Here is a 13,476-nt window from a genome sequence, read left to right as displayed (position 1 = left end):
GCCCACATGCGCGCACGACGTTCCGTACGACCGGTCCAGGCCCTGGCCGGAGTCCTGCTGGCCGCGGCCCTGGCGCTCGCCGGCTGCAGCGGCGGTGGCGCCGCCGACACCATGTCCGACGGCGACGACGGCGGCGGAAACGCGGCCGTCCAGGAGGGCGGGAAAGAGGCCGGTGCGGCGGCGCCCGACAGCGGCGCGGGCGGTGCCAAGGCGTCCGCGCCGCCCCGGCTCACCGCCGGCCACATCATCCGCACCGCCTCCCTGACCGTGCGGGTCAAGGACGTGCCGAAGGCCCTCGACAAGGCCCGTGCCACCGTCGAGAACGCGGGCGGCTATGTCGGCAACGAGACCACCGCCCGGGGCGAGGAGGGTCAGGAGGAGACGGAGGTGGTGCTGCGGGTGCCCGTCGACAAGTACGACGAGGTCCTCGCCGATCTGGAGGGCACGGGCACGCTGCTGGAGCGCACGGCCAAGGCGCAGGACGTCACCGACCAGGTCGTCGACGTGGAGAGCCGGATCACCTCGCAGCGCGCCAGCGTGACCCGGATCCGGGAGCTGATGGACCGGGCCACCCGGCTCAGCGACGTGGTGACCCTGGAGGGCGAACTGAGCACCCGCCAGTCCGAGTTGGAGTCGCTGCTGGCCCGGCAGGAGGCCCTGAAGGACCGTACGACCCTGGCCACCATCACCCTCTCCCTGCACGAGCCGGCGCACGAGACGGTCGCGAAGGACGACGATCCCGGCGTCGTGGACGCGCTCGCGGGCGGCTGGGACGCCTTCGTGACGATGCTGCGCTGGATCGTGGTGGCGCTGGCCGCGGTGCTGCCGTTCGCCGCGATGCTCGCCCTGCTCCTGCTGGTGTGGCTGCGCCTGCTCAGGCCCCGGCTGCCGCGCCGCCCGGCCCCCGCGGGCGCGTCCACCGCGCTGGGCCCGCTGCCGGTGGCCCGCCCGGCGCCGGAGGCCCCCCGTTCCCAGGAGGGCGGCGAGGAGAACTGACCCGGCCGGACAGGACTGAAACGGCCTGCCCACGTAGCGTGTTCGCATGAGCATGAGCCGTACGGAGCGTGGGCCGGAGCGTCTGGTCGTGATCGGTGGCGACGCCGCGGGCATGTCCGCGGCGTCGCAGGCCCGCCGGATGAAGGGCCCCGACGAACTGGAGATCGTGGCGTTCGAGCGGGGCCACTTCGCGTCCTTCTCGGCGTGCGGCATCCCGTACTGGGTGGGCGGCGAGGTCACCGAGCGGGACCAGCTGATCGCCCGCACGCCCGAGGAGCACCGGGCCCGCGGGATCGATCTGCGCATGCGCACCGAGGTGACGGAGATCGACGTCGGGGGACAGCGGGTACGCGCGCGTGACGTCGAATCCGGCGGCGAGTCCTGGACGTCGTACGACAAACTGGTGATCGCGACCGGTGCCCGTCCGATCCGGCCGGACATGCCGGGTGCGGAGGCGCCCGGTGTGCACGGCGTGCAGACCCTCGACGACGGCCAGGCGCTCCTGGACACGCTGGCACGCACGCGTGGCCGGCGCGCGGTGGTGGTCGGCGCGGGCTACATCGGCGTGGAGATGGCCGAGGCGCTCATCAACCGCGACTACGAGGTGACGGTCGTCAACCGCGGCCGGGAGCCGATGTCGACCCTCGACCCGGACATGGGCCGTCTGGTGCACGAGGCCATGGAGGGCCTGGGCATCACCATGGTCAACGACGCCGAGGTGACCAAGATCCTCACGGGTGACGACGGGCGGGCGCGGGCCGTGCTGACCGAGGACGCCGAGTACCCGGCGGACGTCGTGGTGCTCGGCATCGGTGTCCGCCCCGAGACCGCCCTCGCCCGGGCCGCCGGTCTGCCGCTCGGCACTCACGGGGGCCTGCTGACCGATCTGGCGATGCGGGTGCGCGGGCACGAGAACATCTGGGCGGGCGGCGACTGCGTCGAGGTCCTCGACCTGGTCTCCGGCCAGGAGCGCCACGTCGCTCTGGGCACCCACGCCAACAAGCACGGCCAGGTCATCGGCACCAACGCCGGGGGCGGTTACGCCACCTTCCCCGGTGTCGTCGGCACCGCCGTCAGCAGGGTCTGCGACCTGGAGATCGCCCGCACCGGCCTCCGGGAGAAGGACGCCCGCCGCGTCGGCCTCCAGTTCGAGTCCGTCACCATCGAGGCCACCAGCCGCGCCGGCTACTACCCGGGCGCCTCCCCCATGACGGTGAAGATGCTCGCCGAGCGCCGCACGGGGCGGCTGCTCGGCGTGCAGATCGTCGGCAGGGAGGGCGCGGGCAAGAGGGTCGACATCGCCGCCGTGGCTCTCACGGCCGGCATGACGGTCGACCGGATGACAGCCCTGGACCTGGGCTACGCACCCCCGTTCTCCCCCGTGTGGGACCCGGTGCTGGTGGCGGCCAGGAAGGCGTCGAAGGCGGTGCGGCAGCGCACCTGAGCGGCGCCGCCAGGCCCTGTCGTCACATTCCCGTCGTCCGCCCGAACGGCGGGCCCCACGGCGTCGTGGGGGCACCTCCCACGCCCTTGAGGCAGTGGGGGAGCGTGCATGGCGCCGCGGGGCAGGCGGGAACGCGACGACAGGGCCTACGCCGAACCGTTGATCCGTTCGATCGCCTGCCGTGCCTGGTCCGCCGGCGGCCGGGAGGGCAGCGAGGACACCGACGCGCTGCTGGGCGGCGCCACCGCGGCGGGCTGTTCCCCCGCCGGTTTGGCGTGCGCCGCCGACCGGGCCGACCGCAGCCGATGGCTCACCGCCTCGTCCAGCGTCACCGGCCGCTGCATCTGCGTGGCGAGCCGCCCCGCTTCCTGGCCCAGCCGTGCCACGTCCTCCCACGGCAGTCGCAACACCAGCGAGATCTCGGCCTCGCCGTCCGGCAGGGCTTGCATCGCAGGAGTGTTCCGGTCGTTCATCGCCTGTTTCCTCACGTAGTCCCCGCGACCCGCCTTCCCCGTTGCCGCGGGCGGTTGAGGAGTCATACGCACACGCACGTGCCGGTGTTCACCGATTTGCCGCGCGCATCGGGGGCATTCATCCCTTGTGGTCATCCCCGTCCATGACGTGAACCCGGTCCGCCGCACCCCGTGGGTGACGTACGCGCTCATCGCCGCGAACGTCCTGGTCTTCCTGTCCATGCCCGGTCTCGCCGACTCCGTGACGGGCGGCGGCAGCCTTGCCCGGCTCTGCCGTCTCCAGGAGTTCCTGGACCACTACGCGGCGGTCCCGCAGGAGCTGATCCACCATCGGATGCCGCGCCTGGTGCCCACGGGCGACGTGGGCCTGAGCCCGCAGGGGAACGCCGGCTGCGTGGTGGCCCCGCCGGGCTACGACAAGTCCCCCGAGCTGTCGGTGTTCACGGCGATGTTCCTGCACGGCGGCTGGCTGCATCTGCTGGGCAACATGCTGTTCCTGCTGATCTTCGGCAACAACATCGAGGACCGCATGGGCCGTGTGCGGTTCCTGCTCTTCTACGTCGTCTGCGGCTACCTGGCCTCGTACGGCTTCGCGGTGCTGAACGCCGGCTCGTCGGATCCGCTGATCGGCGCCTCGGGAGCGATCGCCGGGGTCCTGGGCGCCTATCTGGTGCTGTATCCGAAGGCCAGGATCTGGGTGCTCGTCCCGTTCCTGATCTTCCTGCCGCTGCGGCTGCCCGCCTGGCTGGTGCTCGGCTTCTGGTTCGTGCTCCAGGCGGTGTACTCCTCCGGCGAGGGCGTCTCCGACGCGGGCACCGTGGCGTACGCGGCGCACATCGTCGGCTTCGTCGCCGGTATGGCGATCGCCTGGCCGCTCAAGCCGGGCACGCCCCCGCCGCCGGAGCCGCGCGGTCTGCTGTTCGGCAGGCGGGCCCGGCCGCGCTGGTAGGACGGCCGGGGGTCAGCCCACCCCGCCGTCGAGCAGCGCGTTGTAGCGCAGCCGCAGCGCCCGCTCGGTGCTGGCCGTCGCGGTACAGAGCCCGACCACGGTGTTGGCCCAGGCCGGCAGGTCGATGGGTGAGGTGAAGGTCCCGACGTACTGGGCGAGGCCCTCCGGCGCCCGGGTGACCTGTTCGGCGAGCTGAAGGACCAGGAGAACCAGACCGACGACCAGCGTGATCAGTGAGAGGAAGCCGATCCGGCGGCTCAGCGCGGGGTGCGATCGGTCGAGGCGCGCGCGGCGGCCCTCGGCGGAGGCGGGGTCCGGGACGAGCTGGAACTCGGCCCCCTCGGCGGTGACGTAGTGACAGCGCTTGAGCCCGAAGCCGCTCGCCCTCACTTCGACGGTGCCGCCCCGGACGGGGAAGACGGCGGGGACCTTGGACTCGGCGTGATGCCTGCCGTCGAGGTACAGGTGGGCCTTGACGTGGCCGGACGACTGGTTCTGATGCCTGACGTCGACGGTGTAGACCGTCCGCCGGCCGTCGTCGTTCACCAGCCGAAGATGGAACAGCGCGCGCGAGAACGACTGCCACCAGCGGAAGCGCTCCAGCGCTCGCCCGTCCCCCGGCTCGACCCGCTGCACGGCCCGGCTGTGCCGCCACTCCCTGAACATGCCACCGCCCCCCGTCACTTGCCTGGCTCCGCCGCGCAGGCCAGGTCCCGTGCGGGGCGCTCACCCGTGACCAGGAACGCCGTCACCGCGTCGTTCGCGCACGTGTTGCGGCCGAACGGATAGACACCGTGCCCGCCCTGGTCGGCCGTCACCATCGTGGCCCGCTTCCCGAACGCCCGCCGCAGCTCCTGGGCTCGGGCCAGCGGTGTTCCCGGGTCGCGCTCGTTCTGCACCATGAGCACGTTCGACGGGCCCCGGTCACCGATGCGCACCGGCGGCTCGGTCCGCTCGCCCGGCCAGAACGCGCACGGTCCGATGCTGGCCGCGGACCCGCCCAGCATCGGGTACCTCAGCCGGTCGACGGCGACATCGCGCTGATACTCCCGGACCGTCCCCGGCCAGCGCGAGTCGCCGCAGATCACATAGAAACGCGCGGCCATGGAGTTCTCCATGGCCTCCATCGACGGCGGGGTGTCGGGCGGCAGCGGCCGGTCCCTGTCGAGCGCCTGCCACATCTCGGCCACCGACGGCATGGACGCGTCGCTGTAGAGGCGGTCGAAGGTGAGCCCGCGGAACAACGTCCCGTCGACGCCCCGGACCGGCTTCGCCTCCAGGCGCTTCGCGAGGTCGAAGAACGTCGCCCTCACCTGGCGCGGTGTGGTGCCCAGACCGTACTCGGGGCGTGCCGCCGCGAACGCCGCGAAGTCCGGGAACCGGTCCTCCAGTCCACGGGCGATCGACCGCATGGCCGTCACGTCGTAACCGCCGGGGCCCAGGTTGCTGTCGAGCACGATCCGGTCGCCGCGCCCCGGGAACAGCGTCGTGTACACCGCGCCGAGGTAGGAGCCGTAGGACCCGCCGAGGTACGAGATCTTCGGCTCGCCCAGTGCCTCCCGGATGCGGTCCATGTCGCGCGCGGTGTTCGCGGTGGTGGTGTGCGGCACCATCGACGCCGTCTTCGATGTGACGCACTGCTCGGCGATGGTCCGCGCGCCGCCGGCCTGCCGCGCGACGTCGGCCGCGGTGTGCGCGTACGGCGGCAGGTTGCCGCGGTTGCGTTGTGCCGGTGTCAGATCGCAGGTCACCGGCGCGCTGCGGCCGGTGCCGCGCGGGTCGAAGCCGATCACGTCGTAGGAGTCCAGCACCTTCTGCGGCAGCTTCGAGGCGGCGAGAGCGACCGGGTAGCCGAGCCCGGAGATGCCGGGCCCGCCCGGATTGGTCAGCAGGACGCCGCGGCGCTGCGACGGCTTCTCGCTCGCCAGCCGGGAGAGCGCGATCTCGATCTGCCGGCCGTCGGGATCGCGGTGGTCCAGCGGGACTTCGAGGGTCGAGCACTCGAGACGGGGTGGGGCGGCCCTACCGGGTGAGGAGGCCTTCCCGGGTGAGGCGGCCTTCGGCGAACACGGGCCCCACCGCACGATGTCCGCGGTCGTCGCCGCCGCGTCCGGAATCACGGTCGCCGCCACCGCGGTGGCGGCGAGGGCGAGGGACAAGGTCCTTGTGCGCATCGGATGTCCTCCTGAGGAGCGCTCGGTACGTGAACGACTCTGTCCGTGCGGCGCGGCAGGCACATCGGCCCGGCGGCTCGCACCGTCATCGACCGAGGACGAGGCGGTGATGCGACTTGGGTAGAGGGTGCGTCGGCCCCGGGGCCGACGCACCGGCCGCGCGGGGTCGCGATAATGGCCAGGTGATCACGGACGCCGCGCCACGGCTCGGACGGTGGCAGCAGACATGGCGGCTGATGGCGGCCGCGGCGGTGGGCGTACCCCTGTGGCTCTCCATCGGTGCGATCCAGCGGGGGCAGGAGGGCGAGACGGGCTGGTGGTACGTCGTCGGTGATCCGCTGCTGGCTCTCGGCTGCCTGACGGCGCTCGTGTGGCGGCGGCGGTTCCCGCTCACCGTCGCCGTGACGGTCACGATCGCCTCGACCGCCTCGGCACTCGCCTCCGGCGCCGCGCTGGTGGCACTGGTCTCGATCTCCACGCGTCGCCGTCCGGTGGAGATCGGGATCGCCGCCCTGACCCTGGTGATCGCGTCACCGGTCATCGGCGGGCTCTATCCGGTCCGGACCGCGCCCGGCCTGGTGTGGTACCAGCTCGCGTTCCCGGCACTGATCGCGGGCATCGCGGTGGCCACGGGCATGGCCATCGGCGCCCGCCGCGTCGAAGTGCGGACCCTGCGGGACCGGGCGGAGAGCGCGGAACGGGAACAGAGCGCACGAGCGGCGCAGGCACGGGCCCTGGAACGCAACCGGATCGCCCGCGAGATGCACGACGTGCTCGCGCACCGGATCTCCCTGGTCGCCATGCAGGCCGGAGTGCTGGACCACCGCCGCGACCTCACGGCCGAGGAGAACCGCGTACTGGTCCGCGGCATCGCCGACGGCTCCCACCAGGCCCTGGAGGAACTGCGGGACGTCCTCGGCGTGCTCCGGGCCGACCCGGGCCGCCCGGAACCACCCCAACCCTCCCTCGACCGCGTACCCGAACTGGTGGACGACGCCCGCGCATCCGGACTGGACGTCACGCTCACCACCACCGTGCCGGGAACACCGCCCGACGTCGTCGGACGCACCTGCTACCGGATCGTCCAGGAAGGACTGACCAACGCCGCCAAGCACGCACCGGGCGCACACGTGCACATCACCCTCGCGGGAACAGCGGGCGACACCCTCGACGTCGGTGTCCGCAACGCCCCGGCCACCACGGCGATCGCACCACCGCCGGCATCGGGATTCGGCCTGCTCGGCCTCTGCGAACGCATCACCCTCGCCGGCGGGGAACTCCGCCACCACCCCACCCCGGACAACGGGTACGTCCTCACCGCGCGCCTACCCTGGCCGAACCCCACCCACGAAAAGAGAGCATGAGTGGATACCGAGCGGGAGCCGGTACGTGTCGTCGTCGTGGACGACGACCAACTGGTACGGATGGCACTGCGGCTCGTCATCGACGGTGAACCGGACCTGACCGTCGTCGCGGAGGCGGCCGACGGGGACGCGGCGATCGCCGTGGTGGAGGAGCAGCGGCCGGACGTCGTCCTGATGGACGTGCGCATGCCCGGCCGCGACGGTCTCAGCGCGACCCGGGAGCTCCTCACCCGGCCGGCGCCGCCCCGGGTGCTCATGCTGACCACGTTCGACTCCGACGATCTGGTGCTCGGCTCACTGCGCGCCGGAGCACACGGGTTCGTCCTCAAGGACACCCGGCCGGCGCAGATCCTCGACGCGGTGCGGACCGTCGCGGAGGGCAACCCCGTGCTGTCGCCGGCGGCCACGGCACGGGTGATCGCCGCGGCCACCGGCCCCCAGTCCTCGCACACTCGCGACGCGACCCGCCGGGCCGCACGGAAACAGCTGTCCGCGCTGACCGAACGGGAACTCGAAACCGCTCGGGCCATCGCGGACGGACTGGGCAACCCGGAGATCGCCGAGCGGCTGCACATCAGCGTCGCGACCGTCAAGGCGCACACCGGCAGCCTGTTCGCCAAGCTGGCGGTCGAGAACCGGGTACAGATCGCACTCCTGGTCCGCGACGCGGAGGACTGACCGGCCCGGCGGCTCAGGAGGGCAGTGACCGCATGCGTTCCATGCCGTGGACCATGCACTCCAGGCCGTCGTGGAAGCGCTGGCCCGTGCTGCTGGTGGCGCTGCGCTTGACGTAGGCGGACAGGGACTGCGCGTCGTCCTGAGCGGCGGTGAGCTCGACGTAGGGGCCGAGGCGTTGTGCCCAGTCCTCCTCGTTCTCGCCGCTGTGCTGGGCCATCGTCTGCCAGGACACCTCCGTGAGCGCGGCACCCACCGTGTAGTAGTAGATCGCCGAGAGCGCGGAGTCGAGCTGCGGTGGGACGAAACCGGCCTCCTCCAGGATCCGGATGACCGCGCCGGTGTGCGCCAGGGCCCGGGGTCCGACCGGCGGATGGCTGCCCATCAGCTCGATCATCCAGGCGTGTTCGAGCAGCACGTCGAACAGGCCTTCGGCACCGGCCTTGACGTCCTGGCTCCAGTCTCCCGGCGTGGACCGGGCCGGCGGGTCCGGGAAGACCTCGTCCACGGCCAGTTCCAGCAGATCGTCCTTGGTCGGCACGTGCCAGTACAACGACATGGGTGCCGAGTTGAGGGATTCGGCGAGCTGACGCATACGCAGATTGCGCACCCCGCCCTCGTCCAGGAGCTGCACCGCGGCGCGCACGATCTGCTCTCGGCTCAGCGGTTGCTTCACCGCTCGCTTCTTCGTACCGCGCAGCCAGATCGATCCCGGGCGGCCCTTCGCTGTGGTGTCTCGTCCAGAAGTCTCCGTCACCCTTCCATTCTAACGCGTACTCGTACGTCGTACGATAGCTGGTATGACGTACGAGAACACAGTCGACGGAATCCTCGAGGAGGAGACCCATGGATACCGTGGTGAACGACACGCACAGCGGGGACGCCGGTGGGGCTCGGAACCGGTGGGCAGTGCTCGCCGTCCTGTCGGTCAGCCTGCTGGTCGTGGCCCTGGACCTGACGGTCCTCAATGTCGCCCTGCCCACCCTGAGCACCGAAATCGAGCCGTCCTCGGTGCAGTTGCTCTGGATCGTCGACGTTTATTCGCTCGTCGTGGCCGGGCTGCTCATCAGCGCCGGCACGCTCGGCGACCGGCTGGGGCGTAAACGCTTCCTCTGCCTGGGCTTCCTCGTCTTCGGGGCCGCCTCGGCCGTCGCGGCCTGGGCGACCGACCCCGCGATGCTGATCGCCGCCCGCGCGCTGCTCGGCATCGGCGCGGCGATCATCATGCCCTCGACGCTGTCGATCATCCGGAACGTCTTCACGGACCGCAGGGAGCGCACGGTGGCGCTCGCCGTGTGGGCCACGATGTCGGCCGCGGGAGCGGCGGTCGGACCGGTCGTCGGCGGGGTCATGATCGAGCACTTCTGGTGGGGCTCGGTGTTCCTGATCAACGTACCGATCATGGTTGTCGCCCTGATCGCCGCGCTGGCCCTGGTGCCGGAGTCCCGGCACCCCAATCCGCCGCGCTGGGACGCCGTCGGAGCGGTGCTGTCGGTCGTCGGTCTGATCTCCCTGGTCTACGCCATCCAGCACGGCGGCGCCGAGGGCCTGGAGGCGCAGACGATCATCACCGGTGTGCTGGGAGTCGTGCTGCTCGCCGCTCTGGTGATGCGGGTGCTGCGCGTGCCGGATCCGCTGTTCGACCCCGGCCTGTTCCGCAACCGCGCCTTCTCGGTGGCGGTCACGGCCGTGGTGCTCGCCATGTTCGGCATGGGCGGGCTGATGCTGCTGCTCACCCAGCACTGGCAGTTCATCGGGGGCGCGTCCCCGATGGAGTCCGGTCTGCGGCTGCTGCCCCTGCTCCTCGCCACCATGATCGGTGCGCCCGCGATGTCCGTCATCGTCCCCAGGTACGGGACGCGGTACGCGATGATGATCGGTCTCGGGCTGATCGGTGCGGCGTTCTTCGTCCTGGTGAACGTCCGGCCGGACACCGAGTACTGGGTCTTCGCCGTGGCGCTGGCCGGCATCGGCGCCGGAGCGGGCTGCGCGATGACGGCCGCGTCCGACGCGATCATGTCCACGGCCGAGGCCGATTCGGCGGGTGGCGCCGCGGGCATCGAGGAGACCAGTTACGAGCTGGGCAACGGGCTGAGCGTGGCCATCATGGGCAGCATCGCGGCCGCGCTGTTCCGCCGGGAGATGGACGTCTCCGTACCCGGCGTGGACGAGCGGTATCTGGAGGCGGCCCGCGAAGGGCTGCCCGACGCGGTGGCCACGGCACGCGCCCTGCCGGGCGCCGCCGGCGAGGAACTCAAGCGCCGGGCCGACGACGCGTTCACGGACGCCTTCGGGTTCACGTCGCTGTGCACCGGCATTCTGCTGGTCGTCGTCGCCGTGGCCGTGTCCCTGCTGATCCCGCGTGAGGCGGGCCGTCAGGTGCGCGGGAAGGCCGAGCACGGCGAGGGGACGGAAGAGACCGTGGGAGCCGCGGGCGAGCACGGCTCGAAGCACCTGGACTGACCGCCCGTACGGGGTCCGCCGCGCCGGTGTGCGCTCCGGCCGGCGGGCCCGGACCCGTAGCGGAAGCCGGGACCCCGTGAGGGTCCCGGCTTTCCGGCTCGTACGGTCCTGCCACGAGGGCGGCCCGCTCGCTCCGGGCCGCCCACGGGGCTCGGTCAGGACGCCCGCGCGCGGCGCTCGACCAGCTCCACGATCAGATCGAGCCGTTCCAGCTCCAGCACTTCGTCGTCACTGACCTCCACTTCGAAGTCCTTCTCCAGGGCGAGGGCGAACTCGACCGCCGCCAGCGAGTCCATCCCCAGGTCCTCCAGGGTGGCCTGCGGCGTGATCTGGTCCTCCGGGACCTTGAAGACATCCGTCAACAGGGACTTGACCTTCTCGTACACCGTTCCTCCCGGGAAACTCTGTGCCGGTGGGCGAAGGGGCGCTGCCGGTCCGGCCGGTGGGTCAATCGAGGTAGGAGTGCACCGACAGGGCCGTCACGTCCGGCCATGTCAGGGATGCCGCGCCCCAGGCGAGCCCGGCGCCGAAGGCGGCGAGCAGCACCCGGTGGTGCGGGCGCAGTCGGCCCGACGAGGCCGCGTCCGCGAGGAGCAGGGGCAGGGACGCCGCCGAGGTGTTCCCCACGTGCTCGATGTTGGACAGGACCCGGTCACGGGGCACGCCCAACTCCTCCGCCACGGCCTCGGTGATACGCGCGTTGGCCTGGTGGGTGGCGAGGCGGTCGACGTCCTCGATCCGCCAGCCGGAGCGCTCCAGGACCTCCACGGCCGCCTGGCCCATGCGCTCCTTGGCGTGCCGGTAGACCTTGCGTCCCTGCATCCGCAGGTAGTACTCGCCCGGCTCGGCGGCGGTGCCGGCCAGACGCTGCCGGGCGCCTCCCGCCGGGATCTGGATCAGGTCGCTCTGGGTGCCGTCGCTGCCGAGCCGGATCGGCCCCAGGGCGCCGGGCTCGTCCGGGTGCCCGGCCCGCAGCACCACGGCGCCGGCGGCGTCGCCGAAGATGATGGCGGTGTTCCGGTCGTCCGGGTCGACGATGGCGGAGAACGTCTCGGCGCCGATGACGAGGACGTGGTCGGCGAAGCCCGCGGCGATGGACCCGACCGCGGACGCCAGCGCGTAGAGGAAGCCCGCGCACACGGCGGAGACGTCGTGCGCCGCGACGGGACCGAGCCCGAGCGCCGCCGCGACCTCGGGGGCGGTGGCCGGGCAGTGCCGGTCCGGGGTGACCGTCGCGAGCACCACCGAGTCCACGCTGTCGCGTCCGGCCGATTTCAGGGCCAGCCGCCCGGCCTCCACGGCGAGTTCACGGGTGGCGGTGCCCGGTGACACCTTGTGCCGCTGGGCGATGCCGGTACGGCTGCGGATCCATTCGTCGGTGGTGTCCAGCCGGGCTTCCAGATCGGCGTTGGTGACGGTGCCGGACGGTACCCATCCCGCGAGCCCGCACAGCACCGCCGCGCGGCGTCCGGGCGGCGGGGCCGGGTCGCGGCCGGCGTCCGCCGCGGCCGGCTGTGGCGCGGACGCGTCGGGGCGTGCCCTGTCGTCCATGGAGTTCCCCCTCATGCCTTCCCCAGCAGAATCGCGCTGCTGATCATGCCGACGGTGTAGTTGAAGGACAGCGCGTGGTCGACGCGCTGGGGCCGGCTGGTGGTGCCCGGCACCGGATCGAACGCGCACTCGTCGGCCGGGTCGACGCAGCCGGCCGTCGGGCACACCACATCGCCACGGATCATCAGGGACGTGGCGGCCACGCCGAGGTTGCCGAGCGGCCCGCCGTTGTGGCCGAAGCACGCCTCCTGCACGGTGACGGGCAGTCGCGCCGCACGGTCCCCGAACAGCGTGTGCACGATGTTCGACTCCGTCTCGTGGAAGACCCGGTCGCCCTCGGCACCGCCGTTGACGTAGTCGATCTGGTCCGGTTCCACGAAGCCCGCCATGGCGTCCCGGGATGCCTGGACCATCCCGGCCCCGGCACGGTCGATGGCGAAGGCGCTGAACTGGGGGCTGCGCCGGGTGTGCTGCGACAGCAGCCGGGCGTAGGGCACCGCCCCGCGCCGCTCGGCGTGCGCACGGCTCTCCAGCACCAGGGTGATGGAGCCGTTGCCCATGTTGGAGCCGGGCGAGTTCTTGTCGTAGGGGCGCATCTGGGCGTGCATCGACAGGGCGGCGTCCTCCATGGCGTCGACGGTGACGCCGTCCTCCGCGCTCAGTTCCGCGTACCGGTCGAGCAGGTCCGCGTAGTGCCGCAGGAAGTCCAGGCCGAACACGTCGGCACCGGTGACCACGGCGACGTCGATCTCGCCGCTCGCGATCAGCCGGTGTGCCATGCCCAGTTGCACCGCCGAGGAGGTGCAGCCGTTGGAGACCGTGAAGCACGGGCCGGTGGCGGCGAGCACGGACATCTGGATGTTGGCCACGTCCATCGGGATGCCGGTGAGGGCGAGCCGGGTGCCCAGTGCGTTGATCTCGTCCTTGGTGACCTTGTCCCGATCGGCGCGCAGGATGTCGGTGTACTGCGCCGACCAGCAGTCACCGCCGTCGCGGGCCGCGAGCACGGCCGCTTCCGAAAGGGCCCCGGAACGCCAGTCGAGATCGGCGTCCGCGCAGGCCTCGGCCAGGGAGACAAGGCCGTGCCACTGAACCGGCGAATACAGGGCCAGTGCTTTTCTGGGAAGCTCGGGAATTCGGTCCTTCACATCCTGCATATCGGTGCGCACCTGGCCGAAGAACAGGCCGTCGCGCTCCACGTGACAGGAGCCCGTGGAAATGATCTCCCAGAACTCCGCGGATGTCGCACACAGCCCTCCGGGGCCGGGCAGGGCGAATCCCATTCCGGTGATCAGAGTGTCTCGCCCGGGGTCCCTCTGCTGATCGGCCATAAGACTCCCTGCGTTGCGTACGGCTTCCGGCCCGTGTGGCATCCGGTGCCGGTGAC

The 13,476-nt window shown here is 71.8% G+C and carries 13 protein-coding genes; 6 read left to right on the top strand and 7 right to left on the bottom strand.

The genetic code is table 11. The features are described from left to right. Positions 1–6 precede the first annotated feature (6 nt). Complete coding sequence (locus tag SLINC_RS34235) at positions 7–996, top strand: DUF4349 domain-containing protein (RefSeq protein WP_067441540.1); 990 nt, start codon at positions 7–9, stop codon at positions 994–996. Between the two features lie 46 nt (positions 997–1,042). Continuing rightward, positions 1,043–2,440 carry an FAD-dependent oxidoreductase gene (locus SLINC_RS34230; RefSeq protein ID WP_067441537.1) on the top strand — a complete coding sequence of 466 codons (1,398 nt, stop codon included), beginning with the start codon at positions 1,043–1,045 and terminating at the stop codon, positions 2,438–2,440. 146 nt (positions 2,441–2,586) lie between these two features. Here the strand turns inward: SLINC_RS34230 and SLINC_RS34225 are convergent, their stop codons facing one another. After that, complete coding sequence (locus SLINC_RS34225; RefSeq protein WP_182449233.1) at positions 2,587–2,913, bottom strand: hypothetical protein; 327 nt, start codon at positions 2,911–2,913, stop codon at positions 2,587–2,589. Between the two features lie 127 nt (positions 2,914–3,040). Here SLINC_RS34225 and SLINC_RS34220 point away from each other — a divergent pair, with 127 nt between their 5' ends. Further along, a complete protein-coding gene (locus SLINC_RS34220) occupies positions 3,041–3,862 on the top strand; it encodes a rhomboid family intramembrane serine protease (protein WP_067441534.1) in 822 nt (273 codons plus the stop codon). 12 nt (positions 3,863–3,874) lie between these two features. Here SLINC_RS34220 and SLINC_RS34215 read toward each other — a convergent pair whose 3' ends face one another. Then, complete coding sequence (locus SLINC_RS34215; protein WP_067441531.1) at positions 3,875–4,528, bottom strand: hypothetical protein; 654 nt, start codon at positions 4,526–4,528, stop codon at positions 3,875–3,877. Positions 4,529–4,542: 14 nt separating this feature from the next. Next, positions 4,543–6,036 (bottom strand): alpha/beta hydrolase, encoded by a 1,494-nt coding sequence (locus SLINC_RS34210; protein ID WP_067441528.1) that lies wholly within the window; start codon positions 6,034–6,036, stop codon positions 4,543–4,545. Positions 6,037–6,218: 182 nt separating this feature from the next. On the opposite strand from SLINC_RS34210, the gene SLINC_RS34205 reads away from it, so the two are divergent. Further along, positions 6,219–7,400, top strand: coding sequence for a sensor histidine kinase (locus tag SLINC_RS34205; RefSeq protein ID WP_067441525.1), 1,182 nt, complete (start codon positions 6,219–6,221; stop codon positions 7,398–7,400). Continuing rightward, a complete protein-coding gene (locus SLINC_RS34200; RefSeq protein WP_067441523.1) occupies positions 7,401–8,078 on the top strand; it encodes a response regulator transcription factor in 678 nt (225 codons plus the stop codon). A gap of 13 nt (positions 8,079–8,091) precedes the next feature. Here the strand turns inward: SLINC_RS34200 and SLINC_RS34195 are convergent, their stop codons facing one another. Then, complete coding sequence (locus tag SLINC_RS34195) at positions 8,092–8,832, bottom strand: TetR/AcrR family transcriptional regulator (RefSeq protein WP_079164880.1); 741 nt, start codon at positions 8,830–8,832, stop codon at positions 8,092–8,094. Between the two features lie 89 nt (positions 8,833–8,921). On the opposite strand from SLINC_RS34195, the gene SLINC_RS34190 reads away from it, so the two are divergent. Then, the gene (locus SLINC_RS34190) at positions 8,922–10,538 is read left to right on the top strand and encodes an MFS transporter (protein ID WP_067441517.1); all 1,617 of its coding nucleotides are present in this window, start codon (positions 8,922–8,924) and stop codon (positions 10,536–10,538) included. Positions 10,539–10,693: 155 nt separating this feature from the next. Here SLINC_RS34190 and SLINC_RS34185 read toward each other — a convergent pair whose 3' ends face one another. From SLINC_RS34185 to SLINC_RS34175, 3 genes are all read right to left on the bottom strand, one after another. Next, positions 10,694–10,924: an acyl carrier protein gene (locus SLINC_RS34185; RefSeq protein WP_067441514.1), complete on the bottom strand. Its 231-nt coding sequence runs from the start codon at positions 10,922–10,924 to the stop codon at positions 10,694–10,696. 61 nt (positions 10,925–10,985) lie between these two features. Continuing rightward, a complete protein-coding gene (locus SLINC_RS34180) occupies positions 10,986–12,089 on the bottom strand; it encodes a beta-ketoacyl-ACP synthase III (protein WP_079164879.1) in 1,104 nt (367 codons plus the stop codon). 11 nt (positions 12,090–12,100) lie between these two features. Beyond that, positions 12,101–13,372, bottom strand: a complete 1,272-nt coding sequence (locus SLINC_RS34175) for a beta-ketoacyl synthase N-terminal-like domain-containing protein (RefSeq protein ID WP_159425383.1) — start codon at positions 13,370–13,372, stop codon at positions 12,101–12,103. Positions 13,373–13,476 lie beyond the last annotated feature (104 nt).

It is taken from the genome of Streptomyces lincolnensis, from assembly GCF_001685355.1.
GTDB classification, from domain to species: Bacteria; Actinomycetota; Actinomycetes; order Streptomycetales; family Streptomycetaceae; genus Streptomyces; species Streptomyces lincolnensis.
This window is presented reverse-complemented; position numbering and strand designations above follow the sequence as displayed.

Bases quoted from the DNA above. Each gene is read 5' to 3' on its own strand.
- SLINC_RS34230 (WP_067441537.1), top strand. From the start codon at position 1,043: ATGAGCATGAGCCGTACGGAGCGTGGGCCGGAGCGTCTGGTCGTGATC.
- SLINC_RS34175 (WP_159425383.1), bottom strand. From the start codon at position 13,372: ATGGGATTCGCCCTGCCCGGCCCCGGAGGGCTGTGTGCGACATCCGCG.
- SLINC_RS34225 (WP_182449233.1), bottom strand. From the start codon at position 2,913: ATGAACGACCGGAACACTCCTGCGATGCAAGCCCTGCCGGACGGCGAG.
- SLINC_RS34180 (WP_079164879.1), bottom strand. From the start codon at position 12,089: ATGGACGACAGGGCACGCCCCGACGCGTCCGCGCCACAGCCGGCCGCG.
- SLINC_RS34190 (WP_067441517.1), top strand. From the start codon at position 8,922: ATGGATACCGTGGTGAACGACACGCACAGCGGGGACGCCGGTGGGGCT.
- SLINC_RS34210 (WP_067441528.1), bottom strand. From the start codon at position 6,036: ATGCGCACAAGGACCTTGTCCCTCGCCCTCGCCGCCACCGCGGTGGCG.
- SLINC_RS34235 (WP_067441540.1), top strand. From the start codon at position 7: ATGCGCGCACGACGTTCCGTACGACCGGTCCAGGCCCTGGCCGGAGTC.
- SLINC_RS34215 (WP_067441531.1), bottom strand. From the start codon at position 4,528: ATGTTCAGGGAGTGGCGGCACAGCCGGGCCGTGCAGCGGGTCGAGCCG.